Below are 18395 nucleotides of genomic sequence, written 5' to 3'. Positions count from 1 at the left end.
GAGACCACTTCGGGACCGGAACGGATCGACAGGCGAAGGCCGAATTTCTCCCCCGGAATGATCATCGTGCACACCAACTCCCTTTACTTTGCAGGGAATTGGCCACGGATCACCGTGCAGAAACGTGCCTTTCCACAGCCGTTGGTCGACCCCCGTGAATTGCCGCGCCGAGCCCTACTATCGGCTCGCCATGACAGCAGCAGGGAAGCACCAGGTGAGCCGGTCCACCGGCCGCCGGCTGGGGCGGGCGGGCATCCGGGACGTGGCCGCCGCAGCCGGTGTGTCGATCACGACTGTCTCCGACGCGCTCAACGGCAAGGGCCGGCTTCCGGATGCCACCCGTAGCCATGTCCGCGAGGTGGCCGACCGGCTGGGCTACCGCCCGTCCGCAGCCGCCCGCACGCTCCGTACCGGCAAGTCAGGCCTCCTCGGCCTGACCGTGACCACATACGGGGACGAACCCTTCACCTTCACCGAATTCGCCTACTTCGCCGAGATGGCCAGAGCCGCCACGTCCGCGGCCCTGGCCCGCGGCTATGCGCTGGTCATCCTCCCGGCGACCTCCCGCCACGACGTGTGGTCCAACGTCGCCCTCGACGGCACGGTCGTCATCGACCCCGCCGACGGCGACCCGGTCGTCACCGAACTCGTCCGGCACGGCATCCCCGTCGTCTCCGACGGCCGCCCCGGCGGCACGCTGCCCGTCACGGGCTGGGTCGACAACGATCACGAGGCGGCCGTCCTCGGCCTGCTCGACCATCTCGCCGACGCCGGCGCCCGCCGCATCGGACTCCTCACAGGCAACACCACCGACACCTACACCCGGCTGTCGACCACCGCCTATCTGCACTGGTGCGAGCGGGTCGGCCAGGATCCGGTCTACGAGTCCTACCCGGCACACGACCCCTGCGCCGGAGCCGTCGCCGCCGACCGGCTGCTGGCCCGCCCGGACCGCCCGGACGCCGTCTACGGGCTCTTCGACCCCAACGGCACGGACCTGCTCGCCGCCGCCCGGCGCTACGGCCTGCGGGTTCCGGAGGACCTGCTGCTGGTCTGCTGCAGCGAGTCCACCCTCTACGCCGCCACCGAACCGCCGATCACCACACTGTCCCTCAAACCGCGCCGCATCGGCACCGCCGTCATCCAGATCCTCATCGACGCCATCGAAGGGCTGGACACCGGGCGGCCCATCGAACAGGTCATACCTACCGATCTCATCGTCCGTGCCTCGTCCCAGCGACGGTCGCCGAGAACGACCGTCAGTCCGCCACGGGGACCGACCGGCGACTGAGGGTGCTCCCACATACGGACGACCCGGCGATCTCTTCTCCGCGGAAAAAACAGCACGATCCCGGGGCAAATCAGCCGCGAACGCCGGGCTCTGGCGGATTGACCACCCCCGGGTGCGTCACAACCCGCGACCAGCATTCCTATGATGGGCGCACGACACCGCGGACCGCCGTCGACCAGGCAAAGGTCCGAGAGGTGCACGGCGGCGCGACGGTGGAGGGGTCGATGACTCAGGGGGCCAGTCTGGGACCCATGGTGCAAACCATGGCGGGAGAAACTCCGGCGCCTGCTCCGCCGCCCGGAGTGCCTTCCGGCACGCCCGCCGGGTCCCCCGTGCCGCCTGCCGGCCCGCCGCTGCATCTGCCCGCCGGTGCCCCCGCCGCACCTCCGGCCGCGCCCCCCGCGGCGCCGCCGGTCGAGCTGCCCGAGGAGTACACCCCGACCGCGCGGGACCTCCCGGTCATCAGCCGTACGGACACCCTCATCGACCGCCCAGCGGTCGTCCCGGTGCCCGAACCGGCCATGGACCCCGACGCGCCCGAGGGCATGGGCCCGCTGTACGTCGTCGGCGATGTGCACGGCTACTACGACGAGCTGCGCGAGGCGCTGGCCGCCGAGGGGCTGATCGACGCCGACGGCAACTGGGCGGCGGGCAACGCCCGGCTCTGGTTCCTCGGCGACTTCACCGACCGCGGCCCGGACGGGATCGGCGTCATCGACCTCGTCATGCAGCTCTCCGCCGAGGCCGCGGCGGCCGGCGGCTACTGCAAGGCCCTGATGGGCAACCACGAACTCCTGCTGCTGGGCGCCAAGCGGTTCGGCGACACCCCCGTGCAGTCCGGCGCCGGTACCGCGTCCTTCCAGGCCGCCTGGCTCCTCAACGGCGGCCAGAAGAACGATATGGACCGCCTGGAGGACCACCACCTCCAGTGGATGGCCCGGCTGGACGCGGTGATGGAGGAGGACGGGCATCTGCTCGTGCACTCCGACACCACCGCCTACCTCGAATACGGCGACTCCATCGAGGCCGTCAACGACACCGTCCACGACGTGCTCACCCGCAGCGAAGCGGATGAAGTCTGGGATCTGTTCCGCAAGTTCACCAAGCGCTTCGCCTTCCGCGACGAGGCCGGTTCGGACGCCGTCCGGGAACTGCTCGACGCCTACGGCGGCGACCGCGTGGTCCACGGTCACAGCCCGATCCCGTATCTGCTGGGCGAGGTCGGTGCGGAGGACGGCGAGAGCGACACCGTCGCGGTCGACGGCCCGCATGTCTACGCCGACGGTCTGGCCATCGCCATGGACGGCGGGGTCACGATGGCCGGAAAGCTGCTGGTCGTGCAACTTCCGCTGGCCGGCTGAGGGTTGGCCGAGGATTCGTACTGCTGACCGGCCGACGGGCGGTCAGCACGAAAAAGGGAGCGGCACCGGCGGAAACCGGTCGTCGCATTACTCAATTTCCGCAAACTCTCTGTCACGCCGTGCCCGAGTCGCTCTACCATCGGTCTATCCGTAGCAGGCTCTCCTCCGTTTCCGCCCACTGCCCGGCCCACGCCGGCCTTACGGCCCTACGGAGCATCGGGGGATGCACATGAACAGCGCTCCGCACCTGCTGAACGAGGATCGCGCGGAATTCGCGCGGCTCCTCGACGAGGCACTGCGTACCGCCCCATACCGCCCGGACGACCTGACCACCGCCGCAGAAAACCCTTTCAACACCGAGCAGTTGCGCACGATGGCGCTCAGCGCGACCACCGCCATCGCCGCCTGCGCCACGGCCGAATATCAACGCTATGTGCAGCTCCGCGCCGAGTTGCGCGCGCCGGCCCCCCTCGCTGCCGTCGCCGACGCGGACCGCGAGGAGCAGAACTCGGCCGCCGACGGGAGACCGGGACCGGACAGCGCCGCGGCCCTCGACGAGGCCGAAACCACCGGTGCCGGGCTGACCGCCATGATCGCCGTGCTCGCCCCTGTGCTCGCCGGTATCGCCGCCGTGCTCTTCCTCCTCCTCGGGTATGTGCTGCGCGCCGTCAGCCCCGACAAGTCCCTGGCCCAGCCGCTGATCAGCGTCGGCTGGATCTTCGCGGCGCTGACCGCGGCGGGCGCCCTGATCGCCATGGCCGGTCTGGTCGTCACGGCGCTCCGCAACGGCGCCTCCGCCCAGTCCGCCGGAGCGCAGGAGTCGTCCGAGGCGCTGGACCAGGCCCACGAGGCCTGGTGCCGCGCCCTCCTGGAGCGCGGTCTGCTGCCCTTTCTCCGTACGGCCCTGACCGACCCCACCGCCACCCCGGACGACGACCCCGCCCGCTACGTCCCCCGCCACACGTCCCCGGAGAGCCGGATCCCGACCCTCGGCTACACCCGCCCCCAGTTCAGCAGCCCCGACAGCGGCTCCTCGGGGTCCCGCCCGCGCTACTCCAGCCCGGACTTCACCAGCCCGGATTACGGCGGGCCGGATCAACGGACGGATTAGAGCGGCTCTTTCGCATCAGAGGCGGTGGGGGTAGCACCAAGGAAGGCCCCCGCCCGTCGGGCAGGGGCCTTCCACCGGATGCGTCCGGACGGACCGACTAGTCCGCGATCGGGAGATACACGCGGTTGCCCGCCGCCGCGAACTCCTTCGACTTCTCGGCCATTCCGGCCTCGGGGTCGAGGGCCAGGTCGCCACCGTGTTCCCGGCGGATGTCCTGGCTGATCTTCATCGAGCAGAACTTCGGGCCGCACATCGAGCAGAAGTGGGCCGTCTTCGCCGGTTCGGCGGGCAGCGTCGCGTCATGGAAGGCGCGGGCCGTGTCCGGGTCGAGGGCCAGGTTGAACTGGTCCTCCCAGCGGAACTCGAAGCGGGCGTCGGAGAGCGCGTCATCCCATTCCTGGGCGCCCGGGTGGCCCTTGGCCAGGTCTGCCGCATGGGCCGCGATCTTGTACGTGATGACGCCGGTCTTGACGTCGTCGCGGTCCGGCAGGCCCAGGTGCTCCTTGGGCGTGACGTAGCAGAGCATCGCGGTGCCCCACCACGCGATCATCGCCGCGCCGATACCGGAGGTGATGTGGTCGTAGGCGGGCGCGATGTCGGTCGTCAGCGGGCCGAGCGTGTAGAACGGCGCCTCTTCGCAGATCTCCTGCTGGAGGTCGATGTTCTCCTTGATCTTGTGCATCGGGACATGCCCCGGGCCCTCGATCATGGTCTGGACGCCGTGCCGCTTGGCGATGGTGTTCAGCTCACCGAGCGTCCGCAGCTCCGCGAACTGCGCCTCGTCGTTGGCGTCCGCGATGGAGCCGGGGCGCAGACCGTCACCGAGCGAGTAGGTGACGTCGTAGGAGGCGAGAATCTCGCAGAGCTCCTCGAAGTGCGTGTAGAGGAACGACTCCTGATGGTGGGCCAGGCACCAGGCGGCCATGATCGAACCGCCGCGGGAGACGATGCCGGTCTTACGGCGGGCCGTGAGCGGCACATAGCGGAGCAGCACACCGGCGTGCACCGTCATGTAGTCGACGCCCTGTTCCGCCTGCTCGATGACGGTGTCCTTGTAGATCTCCCAGGTCAGTTCCTCGGCCTTGCCGTCGACCTTCTCCAGCGCCTGGTAGAGGGGGACGGTGCCGATGGGGACGGGGGAGTTGCGCAGTACCCACTCGCGGGTGGTGTGGATATTGCGGCCGGTGGACAGATCCATCACCGTGTCGGCGCCCCAGCGGGTCGCCCAGGTCATCTTCTCCACCTCCTCCTCGATGGAGGAAGTGACCGCCGAATTGCCGATGTTGGCGTTCACCTTCACCAGGAAGTTCTTGCCGATGATCATCGGCTCGATCTCCGGGTGGTTGATGTTCACCGGCAGCACCGCGCGGCCGGCCGCGATCTCGTCGCGGACGAACTCGGGCGTGACCTTCTCGCGGACGGCGACGTACTCCATCTCCGCGGTGATCTCGCCGCGCTGGGCGTACGCGAGCTGGGTGACCGGGGCACCCGCACGGCCGCGGCGCGGCTGGCGGGGACGGCCCGGGAAGACCGCGTCGAGGTTCTTGAGGCCGCCGCGCGGCGAGGTGTGCTTGAGGCCGTCGTCCTCCGGCCGCATGGGGCGGCCCGCGTACTCGTCGGTGTCGCCGCGGCCGATGATCCAGTTCTCCCGCAGCGGCGCCAGACCGCGGCGGACGTCGGTATCGATATTCGGGTCGGTGTACGGCCCTGACGTGTCGTAGAGCGTCACGTCCTTGCCGTTGGTGAGGTGCACCCGCCGGACCGGCACCCGAAGATCGGGGCGCGATCCGGAGACATAGCCCTTGTGCCAGCCGATCTGCGGCTTTTCGCCACCGTTGGCACCGTTTTCGGGCGTGCGTGCATCCTGCAGAGTCATGAGACCCAACTCCCTACGCCGGCATTACCCGGTAACAGGTTCGGCGGTCGACGCAGCGGCTTCCGTCCGCCAGCGTTTCACGTGAAACGCCGCTGGGACGGAGGTCAGCGCCCTCTCAGCCCGGTGCTCCGAGCTCCCGCGATTGCAAAGGTGCCACCACGGTAGCGGCCGATGTGGCGCGGTGAACAGTGGGCCCCTGGAGTTCTTGCGATGATCGGGCGGTGTCCGCTCACGAGTCCCACCACCACCCCGCCGCGCACTCCCATGGGCACGGCCATGGCCCCGCCGCACCCGTCTCCCGGCATCTGCGCAAGGTCATCGCGGCCGTACTGATCCCGTTCGCGGCCGCAGTGGCGGTCGGTCTGGTCGTGCTCTGGCCGGGCGGTGCACCTCCGCACAAGCCATCCGGGGTCGGCTTCGATCAGCCCACGGAGAGCGCCCGCGTGGTCAAAGTGGCGGAGGTGAACTGTGCGGACGTCCATGCCGAACAGCAGCCCCAGCCCCCGTCACCGACGGGGCAGCCACCGGCCGGGGGAGCGGACAAGGGCAAGCCCTGTCAGCAGACCACGATCGAAGTCACCACCGGGGAGCACAAGGGGCGCACCTTCCAGACGGTGGTGACCCCGGACGCCCTGCGGCACTACACCACCGGCCAGGAGGTGGTGGTGGCGTACTCCCCCAAGGCGCCGAAGGAGTTGCAGTACTCGGTCAGCGATGTCGACCGGTCGCTCCCGATGTGGCTGCTGGCGGCAATCTTCGCCTTCGCAGTGGTGATCGTCGGCCGGCTGCGTGGCGTACTCGCGCTGGTGGCACTGGCGGCCAGCTTCGTGGTCCTGACCCTGTTCATCCTTCCGGCGATCTTGCAGGGCTCCAATCCGCTGGTGGTGGCGGTGGTCGGGGGCAGCGCGATCATGCTGATCGCGCTGTACCTGTGCCATGGACTGACGGCCCGTACGTCCGTGGCCGTGCTCGGCACCCTGGCGTCACTGCTGCTGATCGGGCTGCTCGGATCGGTCTTCATCGGCTGGGCACTGCTGACCGGCAATACGGACGACACGACCGGCCTGGTGCACGGCCTGTACCCGGACATCGAGATCCGCGGTCTGCTGCTGGCAGGGATCATCATCGGTTCGCTGGGCGTGCTCGACGATGTGACGGTGACCCAGACCGCCGCGGTCTGGGAGCTCAAGGAGGCGGATCCGTCGGCGGGCTGGCGCAAGCTGTACGGCGCCGCGATGCGCATCGGCCGGGACCACATCGCGTCCGTCGTCAACACCCTGGTGCTGGCCTACGCGGGTGCCGCACTGCCGCTGCTTTTGCTGTTCTCGATCGCACAGAGCAGCGTCGGAACGGTCGCGTCGAGCGAAGTGGTCGCGGAGGAGATCGTCCGTACGCTCGTGGGCAGCATCGGGCTGGTCGCCGCGGTGCCGCTGACCACACTGCTGGCCGCGCTGGTCGTCTCGGCGGACCGGAAGGAGCAGACCGCGCCGACGGGCGGCGGCACAGGAGCCGGACAAGGGGCCGGGGCCGGGGTCACGGTGGGTGCCGGGGTCAGTGGCGGCGTGCCGACGAGCCCCACGGGTGGCCGACAAGGACACCGTGGGGGACGCGGTAAGCGACGTAAGCAGGGATGACGGGGAGGCGGGAACAGGGGAGGGGAACGACGGGCAGGGTCAGCCGGCCGGGGCTTCCGTGAGGATCTGGTCGAGCACGGCCTCCAGGGTGTCGCAGACCTCTTCCTTGCCCAGCGGCACCAGCCGGTCCGTACGGTCCAGGAAAGCGACCAGCGGCGCCGCGCTCACCCGGAACAGCGCACGCTCGGCGCCGACTTGCAGGCTGATGAGGACATCGCTGAGGTGCTCGGGGGAGGCCGGCTCGATACGAACATCACCCTCACCGGACGGCCGGCTCAGCCCGTCCAACAGCAGCTCCCGGCCGAACGCCCAGGTCACCGGCGCATCGCCGGGAAGATCGAAGGTGAGACGGACGGCGTACGGATCGGCGCTGGCAAAGTCCAGCTCCACCGGGATCCGGAACGCAAGCTCCTCCGAGACGACGAAGCTCATGATCACTTCTGCCTGAACTGTGTCGGTCATCAACCACTGCCCCGCACTTGATCGGAGATGGCCGGGAAACAACGCCCGTAGCCCTGTTGGCGCCATCGTCTGCCACGTGCCAGCAGATCACAAGGAGTGAGTTTTCAGATACTGATAGAGAAGGCGAGTGTCGTTAGTGTCGCCTCCGCCATTTTCCGTAGTCGGTCTGTAACGGACCGCAATCGACGCAGTTCGTCCACGGGCAGAGATACCGCCAACGTCGCCACAGCGGCCCCGACCTGGACGGGAATGGCGGCGCACACCGTGCCCAGGGCATATTCCTGGCGCTCATAAGCAACATGGCGGCGACGCACCGTATCCAAACGATGCAGCAATTCGTCCTCAGTTCGCACGGAAAAGGGCGTTATCGACTGGACGGGATGGCGCGCCAGATGCTCTCTCCTCGTTGCCTCGTCGAGCTGCGCGAGCAGACATTGCCCGATCGCATGGGTGTGGGCGGTGGTACGGAAGTCGACCCACTCCACCACCGGCGGCCGCGCCGGGTCATCGGTCACCGCCACCACCTCGACTTCACCCTCCCGGTAGACAGCGAAGTAGACGGCGGCGCCCAGTTCCTGGCCCGCCACGGCCAGCGCTTCGGAGAGATGGGCCCGTTGCCGGTGCCTGGCTCCGGCCCGCCCGATGACCTCGGCCGCCGCACCGAGGACGAAGACCCCGTTCTCCCGCTGGAGATAGCCCTCGTGGGTCAGGGTCCGCAACAGGTGGTACGCCGTCGGCAGTGGCAGTCCCGCCTCTCTGGCCAGCTGCTTGGCGGGCGCACCGTCGACATGCGCGCCCACCGCCTCCAGGAGCCGGAGCGCCCGCTGCACCGATCCGATCAAGGTGGGGTGGGAGCCGGATTCGCCGTTCACGATTGCCAACGCCAACCCCCAGGTCCGCTCGCGGCGGGGCACGGGCCCCGGTCACGGGACCAACTCCCGTGACCGCGCGCGTCTCCCAGGCACCCGATGACGCCCGGACCGGGCTCATCGCACCCGGGTTTCCGGAACGCCACCGTCCGGAAGACGCCTGCGATCGGCACTCTAGCCCGGGAAGTCGGGGCGAAAGACCGAAAGCCGGAGGAGTTACCCCGCCCGCACACCACCACACGGGGCTGTACGGGCTGGGTTCGACATCGGCCCCAACTGCGGCGCGATGAGGTGTTTTTGGGCGATTTGCGAGGTGACTCGCCGGTCCGAGCGAGCCCCGGCCCGACGACCGCCGGTGGTCGAGCACCGGCGGTCGGGGGTGCCGGCTGTGGCCTACCAGTCGCTCTTCGACGAGGAAGAGGACGAGCCGCTGACCCTGCGGACGAGGTAGATGACTCCGGCGATCAGGGCCGCCGCGATGAGGACCTTGAACAGCACGCCGATCAGGAAGCCGAGTGCGGTGGCGATCAGTCCGCCGAAGACGACGATCACGACGACGGGCACCACGACCCAGGTGACCCACCACGGAAGCCCTGCGAATATCCCCTTACCGGCCACTGCTCTCCCCTGCTCTCTGTCTTTCGCGCTGCCGTTGTCCGTACCGCGCTATCTGTCCGCCGCGCTGTGTTCGCGCCGATGGCACCGTCCGCGTGCTGCGGGTCCGCCGCCTCACGCCTCACGTTTCCCTTCACCAACGATGCTAGGACGCGGACCACGGCCGTGGGGGCCTCGCAGCCCCGGTCCTCCCCTGACGCTTCCCCTACGGGTCCCGGGGTCCGACCCTTAGCTCTCAGGAGGAGAGAAGACCACCATCACCCGGAGGTCCTCGCTGATGTGGTGGAACTTGTGGGGCACTCCGGCCGGCACGTAGACCACGCTGCCCCGTGCCACCGACTGCGTCTCCTGCCCGACGGTGATCGCCGCCCGGCCGCTGACCACGAAATACACCTCGTCCTGCGCGTGCGGCTGCTGTGGATCGACGCTGCCGGCATCCAGCGCGTACAGCCCGGCCGACATGTTGCGCTCCCGGAGGAACTGAAGATACGCACCGTCGTTCGCGGCCCGCTCCGCTTCCAGCTCTTCCAGTCGGAAAGCCTTCATGCCGTTCGCACCCCTCGATGATTCAGACTCGTCTGCGACGATCTCACCATGAAGCATTTTCTGGTCAAGACGATCGCCAACGCCGCGGCGCTTGCCGTGGCCATCTGGCTGCTCAAGGACATCACACTCACCGGTGAGAACACCGGCCGCCAAATATTGACCCTGATCCTCGTCGCGCTGATCTTCGGGCTGGTGAATTTCCTGGTCAAGCCCCTGGTGAAGTTGCTCTCCTTCCCCCTGTTCATCCTCACACTCGGCCTGATCACGCTGGTCGTGAACGCGCTGATGCTGATGCTGACCTCCTGGCTCGCCGGCCAGGCCGATCTCGCCTTCCATGTGGACGGCTTCTGGACGGCACTGCTCGGCGGCGTGATCATCTCCATCGTCGCCTGGGCGATGCATGTGATCCTTCCCGACGAGGACTGACCCTTGACCGCCCCCTTCCGCATCTGCTTCGTCTGCACCGGCAACATCTGCCGGTCGCCGATGGCGGAGTCCGTCTTCCGTGCCCGCGTCACGGAAGCCGGGCTCGACGGCCTGGTCGAGGTCGACAGCGCGGGGACCGGCGGCTGGCACGAGGGCGATGGAGCCGACCCGCGCACGGTCGCCGTACTGCGCGCGGGCGGCTATGAACACGCTCACACCGCCCGTCAGTTCCAGGCCTCCTGGTTCGACCGCCTCGACCTGGTCATCGCGCTCGACTCCGGCCATCTGCGCGAGCTGCGCCGGCTCGCCCCCACCGCGCGGGACGCCGCCAAGGTCCAGCTGCTGCGTGCGTACTGGACGGGCACGGCATCGGGCGGGGTGGCGGGCGGCGCCCCGGGCTTGGTGCCCACCCCCGCCTCCGGCCCCGGCCTCTCCGACGATCTCGACGTACCCGATCCGTACTACGGCGGTTTCGAGGGCTTCGAGGAGTGCCTGGACATGGTCGAGACGGCGAGCGACGGCCTGCTGGCCGCGCTCAGCGCCACGCTCCCGACCCCTACCGTCGTCACGGCCCAGGTCCCTGACCACGACCACCGCCGCGCTGCCCAGGAACCACAGCAGCCGCAGGAGAAGGAGAGCGCATGACGGGCGACGGCACCCGCGCCGTACGAGCCGGGCTCCCGGGCCCCGAGGCCTATGAGCCGGCCCTCCCCGGGCCGGTTTTCGCGGCCCACTACCACCTCCCCGGCGACGCCGTCGGCCCCTACACCTACGGCCGCGACGCCAACCCGACGTGGACCCGCCTGGAAGAGGCCATCAGCGCACTCGAATCGCCGGACGAGAGCGCCCACACCGTCGCCTTCGCCTCCGGAATGGCGGCGATCAGCGCGGTGCTCTTCTCCCACCTGCGCTCCGGCGACGCGGTGGTGCTCCCCAGCGACGGCTATCAGCTGCTCCCTGCCGTGCGCACGCGCCTGGAGAGCTATGGCATCGAGGTCCGTACCGCGCCGACCGCACATGACGCACAGCTCGATGCGCTGGACGGCGCCCGGCTGCTGTGGATCGAGACACCCTCCAACCCCGGCCTCGATGTCTGCGACATCCGGCGGCTGGCCGACGCGGCGCACCGCCGGGGCGCGCTGGTCGCCGTCGACAACACCCTCGCCACCCCGCTCGGCCAGCGCCCCCTCGACCTCGGCGCGGACTTCTCGGTGGCCAGCGGCACCAAGGGGCTGACCGGCCATGGCGACGTCCTGCTGGGCTATGCCAGCACCCGCGATGCCGCGCTCGCCGACTCCGTACGGCTGTGGCGCAAGACCGTGGGAGCGATCCCCGGCCCCATGGAGAGCTGGCTCGCGCATCGCTCACTCGCCACCCTCGCGCTGCGCGTCCGCCAGCAGTCGGCCGGTGCCCTGGCGCTGGCCACGGCGCTGGCCGACCGCCCGGAGGTCACCGGCCTGCGCCATCCCGGGCTGCCGTCCGATCCGTCCCATGAGCTCGCCACCCGGCAGATGCGCACGGGCCGCTTCGGCTCCGTCGTGTCCTTCATGCTGCCCGACAAGTCCTTCGCAGAGCGGTTCCTGGACGCGCTGACCTTGGTCGACGATGCGACCAGCTTCGGGGGCGTACGGTCCAGCGCGGAGCGGCGGGCCCGTTGGGGCGGAGACGCGGTGCCGGAGGGCTTCATCCGCTTCTCGGTCGGCGTCGAGGAGCCGGAGGATCTGGTCGCGGATGTTTTCCGGGCGCTGGACCTGGCCGCACAGAACTGACCCGACGAACCCGGATGAACCGCGCCATCGGCATGAGTCGAACAAGCGGAGCGCACCGCCGCATCCGGCACGCCTGAAGACACAAGGAAGGCCGGCAGGGTATCCCCCCTCGTCACCCTGCCGGCCTGCGGTTCCACATGGCCCCGAGTCCACGCGTTTCACGTGAAACCAGATGTTCCACGTGAAACCCAACCGCTCGAACAAGGCTAGTTGACCGAGCGTCAGTGTCCAATCACGCTAGCGACACAACCCTATCGACGAATTTATAGCTGGCCCGCGACCAGGCTTCCGAGGGGCGCAGGAGGTACACGATGGATCTGGCTCTGCTGCGCACCTTTGTCACGGTGCACCGAGCCGGCTCCTTCACCCGCGCCGCGGCCTTACTCGGCCTCTCCCAGCCTGCGGTGACCAGCCAGATCCGGGCGCTGGAACGCCAGTTGGGCCGCCCGCTCTTCCTCCGGTACGCCCGCGGGGTCACCCCCACCACCATCGGCGACGAACTCGCCCACAAGGTGGCGCCGCACCTGGACGCGCTCACGGAGATCACCGAGGCGGGCCTGGACCGGGAGTCCGTCACCCGCACTCTCCATCTCGCCGGTCCCCCAGAGTTCCTCGCCGAGCGCGCGCTCCCGGCGCTGGCCCCGCTGATATCCCAGGGCCTGTCCATCCGCACCTCCTTCGGCCCTGCGGAGGAGATGCTGACCGGTCTGGCGGACGGTCACCACGATCTGACCGTCACCACGACCCGGCCGCGCGGCGGGCTGCTCACCGCCACCCCGCTGTGCGACGAGGAGCATGCACTGATCGCCGCGCCGCACTGGGCGGATCAGCTGGGCGGCCCCGCGGTACTGGAGGCCGGTGGCGTCCGCCTGCTGGACCCCGTACCGATCGTCGAGGTACACGAAAGCCTGCCGCTGATCGCCCGCTACTGGTCCACGGTCTTCGACGCCAAGCCCACGGCTTCCGCGGCCGTGATCGCCGGCGATCTGCGGGCGGTGCTGTCCTGCGTCACGGCCGGCGCCGGGCTCGCCGTCCTGCCCCGCTATCTGTGCGCCGCCGCGCTCGCGGGCGGCGACGTCATCACCCTGCTCGACCCGCCGGTGCCCCCGCTGCGGACCTACTTCCTGACCGTACGGAGCGGGACGCTCGGCCTGCCGCATATCGCGCGGGCGCAGGAATGGCTGCTGCGCACCGCTGTCGACTGGTGACCGAGGGGCGAGGGTTTCACCAGGCCGTGACTGCGGCATCTGTCCCCTATGAACGAACGGCCAGTCGTCAAACGCACCGCCCGCGCGATCCTGCTCGACGGCGCGGACCTCGTTCTGATCAAGCGCACCAAGCCGGGCCGGGCGCCGTACTGGATCACTCCCGGCGGCGGCGTCGAGCCCGAGGACGCCACGGTCATCGACGCCCTCCACCGTGAACTGGACGAAGAGCTGGGCGCGAAGATCAAGGACGTGGTGCCGGTCTTCGTGGACACCGTCGAGCACTTCAGCGACGGCGGGGTGGACGGCGTGAAGGTCCAGCACTTCTTCGTCTGCCGGCTCGACTCGATGGACCTCGCACGCCGGCACGGCCCCGAGGTCGAGGAGCCCTGCGGGGACTACGAAATCGTGCGGGTGCCCTTCACCCGCGTCGGTATCGCCTCCGTCGAGGTTGTACCGCTGTCGCTGCGGCATTATCTGGACGGCAACATCGAGGGCGTACGGGCCATGCACGCCCCTGACCTGGGCTGAGTGGCCGCCGAGTCACCGCGACGGCCGCTGCCTCGGGCGCCGTGTCAGCCGTCACGCCGGTCGAACCAGCCGCGGAATTCGGCCTCGTCCTCCGCGGCACGGCGGGGCTGGGCGCGGGCGAGCACCCGCTCGACCCGGTCGAGGAACTCCGCGTTCAGCTCCTCCACGAAGTCCCGCCGGCCGGAGACCGCTGTCCCGGCGCCATATCCGGGCTCGGCCTGTGGGGCATGGGGCAGGCCGACGTGCGCGGGATCGCCGCCATACACCGCGGCCGCGCCCTGGTAGACCGACTCGCCCGTGTCCTCGTGCAGTCCGCCCCGCAGATGCACGTTCGCGCGCGCCGCGCGCTGGAACAGCGGCCGCTCGCTCGCCTCGGCCGCCGCGCCGAAGAAGTCGCCGCCCTTGCGCTTGCTGTCGTCGGTGCCCCACGCCCGCGCCCCGCGCTGCTGCGCCGGGACCTTCTGAAGATGCGGGATGTGCTTGGCGCAGTGGATGTACGCCTCTTCGACCTCGACCGTGACCCACAGCTGGGCGCGCCGTCCGGGGATCGGGTCGACCGGCAGATCGGAGTGGTGCGCCCGCATCTCCTCGTCCATGACGACCCGCGCGCGGCCGTTGATGTGCAGGCCGATGCGGTCCCGGGTGAAGTCGATCATCAGGATGCCCAGGCGCGGATTCTCCGAGATATTGCCGATGGACGCCATGACACCGTTGCCACGGTATTCCGGATACGCCAGCGTCCGGTCGTCGAGCACCCGGACGAAGCCCGGCGGGCCGGCCCGGAAGGTCGAGTCGCAATCGCCGTGCCGGTCGGCCGTGGCCAGGAAGAACATCTCCTGGCGGGCCACGAACTCCCGCATCCGGTCATTGAGATGGTCCAAGACCTGATCCCCGTAGAAGCGGTCGGCGCGCTCGGTCGTACCGAGTCGCTGCTGCACCAAGTGCTCGCCGTCGCTCCCGGGGCGCTCCTGACTCGGCATGCCCCACCCCTCCCCTGTTGGACCGTCTTCGCCCTGCACTGCCAAGACGTCAGTCTCCTGCTGAGACCAGCTCTTCGATGGAGTCGTGCCGTATGCGGTCCGTCGGGATGCCGACCCCCACCAGAGCGTCCACACCACTGCGGATCAACCCGGGCGGCCCGGACAGGTAGGCGTCGTATTCCCGGTATGGACCGTATTGCCGTACTGCGTCCGGAAGTTGCCCGGTTTCGCTGCTCGTCCCGCCCCGTACGGCCGGTCCGGTGGCGACGACCGGGCGGACGGAGAGCCAGGGGTGAGCCTGTTCCAGTCGCAGCATGGTGTCGAGGTCGTAGAGGTCCTGATCGCTGCGGGCGCCGTAGAAGACCTCGACGGGGCGCCGGACGCCGTGTTCCGCGACGTCCTCGACCAGGGCCTTGATGGGCGCGATTCCGGTACCGCCACCGACACACAGCAGACCGCTGCGCGTGGTGTGGTCGATGGTCATCGAGCCGCCGGGGGCCCCGAGCCGGATGACATCGCCGGGGCGGGCGCGATGGACCATGGCGTTGGAGACCCAGCCGGCCGGGATCGCCTTGACATGGAAGGAGAGCAGACCGTCGGAGCGGGGCGCGGAGGCGAAGGAGTAGTGCCGCCAGATCCGCGGCCACCAGGGGGTTTCCACGCTGGTGTACTGCCCCGCGAGGAACGGGTAGGGCTGGTCGGGGCGGACCGTGACCACCGCGATATCGGGCGTACGCAGCTCATGCGAGACGACCTCGGCCTGCCACCAGGCGGGGGCCACGGCCTCGTTCTCGGCGGCCGCGTCGATCATGATCTGCGAGATCGCCGTGTAGGCACGCACCCAGGCGGCCTGGGTCTCCGGCCCCCAACTGGACGTCGCATAGCGCGCGAGCGCGCTGAGCAGGCACTCGCCGACCGCCGGGTAGTGGTCGGGCTGGGTGCCGTATTTGCGGTGTCCGCGGCCGAGGTTCGCGAGGTAGGCGGTGAGCACCTCGGCGTCGTCGACGTGCTGGGCCGCGGTAAGCAGCGCCTTGAAGAGGCGGTCGCGCTGGGTGTCCATCGAGGCGGGGAACAGCGCCCGCAGATCCGGGTACTGGACGAAGAGCAGCGCGTAGAAGTACGAGGTGACCTTGTCGGCCACGGGCTCGATTTCCGCCATGGTGCGACGGATGAGAACCGCGTCGGGAGAGGCGGGTTCCGCGGAGGACGCCGAGGCGGTCACGGCCTCCAGAGAGGGCTCCGGTGCGGGAGCGGCGGGACGGGTCCTGGGGGTGAAAGCGGAGGGCGCGGGGGCCGCGCTCTGGGCAGGCGGTGCCGGGGCGGCGCTGCCCGTGGACGCTCCCGTGGCGCGCGCCGATTGGTGTACGGGCTCGGGCTCCCGTTCGCTGGCGGGCACGCGCTCCCAGGCCGGCTGACCTCCCCGGGGCGGCTGACGGTCCCAGGAGGGCTCGGCCTCGCGGCGCGGCGGTGCGGGGGCCGGGGCGGCGTACCCGGAGGCGGCCGCGTGCTGTTCGGCGGAGGCGGGTGCGGTGGGCGCTCCGCCCGGGTGCCGTGCGGGCGGGGCCTGCGGCGGCTCCGGCTCGCGCACCCGCTCGGCGGCGGTGCCTACCGGCCGGATCGGATTGACCGGCCGACTGGGTATCTGTTCCCGGTCGTTCGGCTCGTCTCGCGCGTCGTGGTCTCTGTGGTCACCGCGGTCGGGGTGTGCACTCCGGTCGTCCGGCTCGGCCCGGCCGTCCTGGCCTTGTTGCCGGTCCTGGCTGTTTTGCCGCTCCTGCTGTTCATCGGAGGACTTCTTTGCCGGCGGAGTGAACCAACCCCAATCGCCACTGCTCCCGCCGGAAGAGCCGTTATCGGCCGACGTAGTGGTCGGAGCGTCCATGGTCTGCCTCGCCTCGAACGTCTTTCGGTCGTCTTCGCACTTCCGTGGATCGGAACTGCCGGAATTCCCCCGCCCTGCCCCGGAATTCTTCATCGACTCAAGCGATTCCGGCAACATCCTCCAAAGCGGACAAATCTCACTTCCTTGCGACATTGTGGAGCAGATGCCGTGTCAGCAGCATGCCACTCCTGCTCACGACAGTGGACAAATAGTCGGAAGTGCGGGTGCCGCGGGCCGCTTCGCCGCTAAGCTGACGAGCTTTGCCCGCTCTTCGCGTACCCGCGGAAGCCCTCACTCCGCAAAGCCGGACTCGACCATACCGGCAGTAGTTGAAACCACAAGTCCTGATCTTGGAACACTGTGCACGGCCCTTCCGATAACAGTGATCCTCCCCACAGACTGCAATTTCAGCGCACACAGCGGACGAATCCTCCGTGGAAAATACGGAATTACTGGCCAGTACGCACCAGTGCGTATGCCTCGCGCAGATCACGTCCCGCATACGCATATGAGGCCAGGTCACTGACATGGTGATCCGCATTCACGGCCACGGACCGCGGAACTGCCGCGAACAGTTCGGTATCCGACAGGGAGTCGCCGTACGCCACGCAGTCGGCGCGGGTCAGTCCGTACCGCACGCAGAGTTCATCTGCGATACGTACCTTCGCCGCCGAGGTGAGGATGCCGGCCGGCTCCACAGCCTGCCGGATCGGCACCGCCGGCCAGCGGGAACCGTGCGCCGCGTCGGCGCCCCAGGCCAGCAGCCGTTCGACAAAGAAGGCCGGGGACAGGGAAATCACCGCGCACCGTTCGCCCCGCGCCCGGATATCCGCCCAGACCTCCCGGATACCGGTCAGCCACGGGGCGCCGTCAAAGGCCGCGGCCACCTGAAGTTCGGTCAGCTCGGCGGCCCATAGCTCACACGCCCGCTGTGCGAACTGCACGGGCGTCAACTGACCCGCCGCGAATCCGCGCTCCAGCTCGCCGATCTCCCGGTCCAGCCCGAGCTGCCGGGAGATCTCGACCGCCGCCGCGGATCCGTGGAGCAGGGTCCCGTCCATGTCGAACAGATGCAGCTTGCTCATGGCCCGGAGCCTAGGGCGCCCGGCGGCGGGAGGCGTGGGCGGGAGGGGGTATGGGTGCAACTGGGTTCGTACGACCCCAAAACCGGCGAAGCGAGTGCCCGGCTGCGTCGTGACGGGGTAGGTACTCAAGGCCGCGTACCCGCGGATACTCCCGCCGGCAGATGTACCGCGCGGCGCGGGACCGTGGCGGTATGCAGCAGCTCAACCGCCCCGCCCGCCGGGCCGTCCTCGTCCTTCACCTCGCCGTCTCCGTCAGCTGGCTCGGTCTCACCCTCGGGCTGCTCACACTCGGCATCACCGGTTACACCACCGGCTCCCCCGAGCTGGCGACGGTCGCCTACCGGGCGATGAAGATTTTCGGTGACTGGCTGGTCCTCCCGCTCGCCTTCGCCTCGCTGGTCAGTGGGCTGGTGCTGTCCCTGGGCACCGCCTGGGGGCTGGCCCGGCACCGCTGGGTCGTCGTGAAGTTCTGGCTGACGCTCATCACCGTGCTGCTGTCGGTCTTCTCGCTCCGGCCCGGCATCAACCACCTCGCCGCCGAGGCTGCCGCGGGCACTCCGGTCGCCGACATCAGCCTCGTCGTCGCGCCGTCTGTCGCCACGGCCACCTATCTCTTCCTCACCGCGATCTCCGTCCTCAAGCCCTGGGGACCGACCGCACGCGGCAGCCGGCTGCGCCGGGCACAGACGGCCGAGGCCCGCGCCGGCCGGGCACGAAGGCACGGCATCAAGGGCGCGGGCGTCCGCTAGCAC

18 protein-coding genes and 1 riboswitch are annotated in these 18395 nt (G+C 69.5%); of the genes, 10 read left to right on the top strand and 8 right to left on the bottom strand.

What is annotated here, in order from left to right; genetic code table 11:
- Positions 1–190 precede the first annotated feature (190 nt).
- The 3 genes from QT196_RS20430 (at position 191) to QT196_RS20420 (ending at position 3763) form a co-directional block, all read left to right on the top strand.
- Complete coding sequence (locus QT196_RS20430) at positions 191–1291, top strand: LacI family DNA-binding transcriptional regulator (RefSeq protein WP_168480454.1); 1101 nt, start codon at positions 191–193, stop codon at positions 1289–1291.
- Between the two features lie 251 nt (positions 1292–1542).
- Complete coding sequence (locus tag QT196_RS20425) at positions 1543–2652, top strand: metallophosphoesterase (protein WP_290355366.1); 1110 nt, start codon at positions 1543–1545, stop codon at positions 2650–2652.
- Positions 2653–2875: 223 nt separating this feature from the next.
- Positions 2876–3763, top strand: coding sequence for a hypothetical protein (locus tag QT196_RS20420; protein WP_168480452.1), 888 nt, complete (start codon positions 2876–2878; stop codon positions 3761–3763).
- 97 nt (positions 3764–3860) lie between these two features.
- On the opposite strand, the gene thiC is transcribed toward QT196_RS20420, so the two are convergent.
- The gene (gene thiC, locus QT196_RS20415) at positions 3861–5639 is read right to left on the bottom strand and encodes a phosphomethylpyrimidine synthase ThiC (protein ID WP_290355365.1); all 1779 of its coding nucleotides are present in this window, start codon (positions 5637–5639) and stop codon (positions 3861–3863) included.
- A riboswitch (TPP riboswitch) is annotated at positions 5633–5789 on the bottom strand. It overlaps the preceding gene by 7 nt.
- Before the next feature lie 71 nt (positions 5790–5860).
- Between thiC and QT196_RS20410 the strand changes: the two genes are divergently transcribed.
- Positions 5861–7273, top strand: coding sequence for a YibE/F family protein (locus tag QT196_RS20410; protein WP_168480450.1), 1413 nt, complete (start codon positions 5861–5863; stop codon positions 7271–7273).
- Positions 7274–7312: 39 nt separating this feature from the next.
- Here QT196_RS20410 and QT196_RS20405 read toward each other — a convergent pair whose 3' ends face one another.
- The 4 genes from QT196_RS20405 to QT196_RS20390 all read right to left on the bottom strand — a co-directional run bounded on the left by QT196_RS20405 (position 7313) and on the right by QT196_RS20390 (position 9765).
- Positions 7313–7735, bottom strand: a complete 423-nt coding sequence (locus QT196_RS20405; RefSeq protein ID WP_168480449.1) for an SsgA family sporulation/cell division regulator — start codon at positions 7733–7735, stop codon at positions 7313–7315.
- A 104-nt stretch (positions 7736–7839) separates the two neighbouring features.
- Complete coding sequence (locus QT196_RS20400) at positions 7840–8616, bottom strand: IclR family transcriptional regulator C-terminal domain-containing protein (RefSeq protein ID WP_168480448.1); 777 nt, start codon at positions 8614–8616, stop codon at positions 7840–7842.
- A 381-nt stretch (positions 8617–8997) separates the two neighbouring features.
- On the bottom strand, positions 8998–9222 hold the full coding sequence (locus tag QT196_RS20395) for a DUF5326 family protein (protein WP_085924580.1): 225 nt from the start codon (positions 9220–9222) through the stop codon (positions 8998–9000).
- A 225-nt stretch (positions 9223–9447) separates the two neighbouring features.
- Positions 9448–9765, bottom strand: a complete 318-nt coding sequence (locus QT196_RS20390; RefSeq protein WP_168480447.1) for a cupin domain-containing protein — start codon at positions 9763–9765, stop codon at positions 9448–9450.
- Between the two features lie 48 nt (positions 9766–9813).
- Between QT196_RS20390 and QT196_RS20385 the strand changes: the two genes are divergently transcribed.
- From QT196_RS20385 to QT196_RS20365, 5 genes are all read left to right on the top strand, one after another.
- Positions 9814–10191 (top strand): phage holin family protein, encoded by a 378-nt coding sequence (locus tag QT196_RS20385; RefSeq protein WP_168480446.1) that lies wholly within the window; start codon positions 9814–9816, stop codon positions 10189–10191.
- Between the two features lie 3 nt (positions 10192–10194).
- On the top strand, positions 10195–10836 hold the full coding sequence (locus QT196_RS20380) for a low molecular weight protein-tyrosine-phosphatase (protein WP_168480445.1): 642 nt from the start codon (positions 10195–10197) through the stop codon (positions 10834–10836).
- Positions 10833–11960 carry a cystathionine gamma-lyase gene (locus QT196_RS20375; protein WP_290355364.1) on the top strand — a complete coding sequence of 376 codons (1128 nt, stop codon included), beginning with the start codon at positions 10833–10835 and terminating at the stop codon, positions 11958–11960. Before QT196_RS20380 ends, QT196_RS20375 begins: the two co-directional genes overlap by 4 nt.
- Before the next feature lie 311 nt (positions 11961–12271).
- Positions 12272–13168 (top strand): LysR family transcriptional regulator, encoded by an 897-nt coding sequence (locus QT196_RS20370; RefSeq protein WP_168480443.1) that lies wholly within the window; start codon positions 12272–12274, stop codon positions 13166–13168.
- Positions 13169–13216: 48 nt separating this feature from the next.
- Positions 13217–13696 (top strand): NUDIX hydrolase, encoded by a 480-nt coding sequence (locus QT196_RS20365; RefSeq protein ID WP_042150914.1) that lies wholly within the window; start codon positions 13217–13219, stop codon positions 13694–13696.
- Positions 13697–13740: 44 nt separating this feature from the next.
- On the opposite strand, the gene QT196_RS20360 is transcribed toward QT196_RS20365, so the two are convergent.
- From QT196_RS20360 to QT196_RS20350, 3 genes are all read right to left on the bottom strand, one after another.
- Positions 13741–14676: a pyridoxamine 5'-phosphate oxidase family protein gene (locus QT196_RS20360; RefSeq protein WP_168480442.1), complete on the bottom strand. Its 936-nt coding sequence runs from the start codon at positions 14674–14676 to the stop codon at positions 13741–13743.
- 49 nt (positions 14677–14725) lie between these two features.
- Positions 14726–16558 (bottom strand): globin domain-containing protein, encoded by a 1833-nt coding sequence (locus QT196_RS20355; protein ID WP_266737559.1) that lies wholly within the window; start codon positions 16556–16558, stop codon positions 14726–14728.
- 449 nt (positions 16559–17007) lie between these two features.
- Positions 17008–17643, bottom strand: a complete 636-nt coding sequence (locus QT196_RS20350) for an HAD-IB family phosphatase (protein ID WP_168480440.1) — start codon at positions 17641–17643, stop codon at positions 17008–17010.
- Positions 17644–17834: 191 nt separating this feature from the next.
- On the opposite strand from QT196_RS20350, the gene QT196_RS20345 reads away from it, so the two are divergent.
- Positions 17835–18392 (top strand): DUF2269 domain-containing protein, encoded by a 558-nt coding sequence (locus QT196_RS20345; protein WP_168480439.1) that lies wholly within the window; start codon positions 17835–17837, stop codon positions 18390–18392.
- Positions 18393–18395 lie beyond the last annotated feature (3 nt).

This window comes from Streptomyces sp. P9-2B-2 (assembly GCF_030406865.1).
Classification (GTDB): domain Bacteria; phylum Actinomycetota; class Actinomycetes; order Streptomycetales; family Streptomycetaceae; genus Streptomyces; species Streptomyces platensis.
The sequence above is the reverse complement of the archived record's forward strand: the minus strand, read 5'-3'. Positions and strand labels throughout refer to the sequence as shown.

Coding starts and splice junctions, on each gene's coding strand:
- QT196_RS20350 (WP_168480440.1), bottom strand. CDS start 17,643: ATGAGCAAGCTGCATCTGTTCGACATGGACGGGACCCTGCTCCACGGA.
- QT196_RS20390 (WP_168480447.1), bottom strand. CDS start 9,765: ATGAAGGCTTTCCGACTGGAAGAGCTGGAAGCGGAGCGGGCCGCGAAC.
- QT196_RS20355 (WP_266737559.1), bottom strand. CDS start 16,558: ATGGACGCTCCGACCACTACGTCGGCCGATAACGGCTCTTCCGGCGGG.
- QT196_RS20385 (WP_168480446.1), top strand. CDS start 9,814: ATGAAGCATTTTCTGGTCAAGACGATCGCCAACGCCGCGGCGCTTGCC.
- QT196_RS20430 (WP_168480454.1), top strand. CDS start 191: ATGACAGCAGCAGGGAAGCACCAGGTGAGCCGGTCCACCGGCCGCCGG.
- QT196_RS20370 (WP_168480443.1), top strand. CDS start 12,272: ATGGATCTGGCTCTGCTGCGCACCTTTGTCACGGTGCACCGAGCCGGC.
- thiC (WP_290355365.1), bottom strand. CDS start 5,639: ATGACTCTGCAGGATGCACGCACGCCCGAAAACGGTGCCAACGGTGGC.
- QT196_RS20405 (WP_168480449.1), bottom strand. CDS start 7,735: ATGACCGACACAGTTCAGGCAGAAGTGATCATGAGCTTCGTCGTCTCG.
- QT196_RS20365 (WP_042150914.1), top strand. CDS start 13,217: ATGAACGAACGGCCAGTCGTCAAACGCACCGCCCGCGCGATCCTGCTC.
- QT196_RS20420 (WP_168480452.1), top strand. CDS start 2,876: ATGCACATGAACAGCGCTCCGCACCTGCTGAACGAGGATCGCGCGGAA.
- QT196_RS20345 (WP_168480439.1), top strand. CDS start 17,835: ATGCAGCAGCTCAACCGCCCCGCCCGCCGGGCCGTCCTCGTCCTTCAC.
- QT196_RS20360 (WP_168480442.1), bottom strand. CDS start 14,676: ATGCCGAGTCAGGAGCGCCCCGGGAGCGACGGCGAGCACTTGGTGCAG.
- QT196_RS20425 (WP_290355366.1), top strand. CDS start 1,543: ATGGTGCAAACCATGGCGGGAGAAACTCCGGCGCCTGCTCCGCCGCCC.
- QT196_RS20375 (WP_290355364.1), top strand. CDS start 10,833: ATGACGGGCGACGGCACCCGCGCCGTACGAGCCGGGCTCCCGGGCCCC.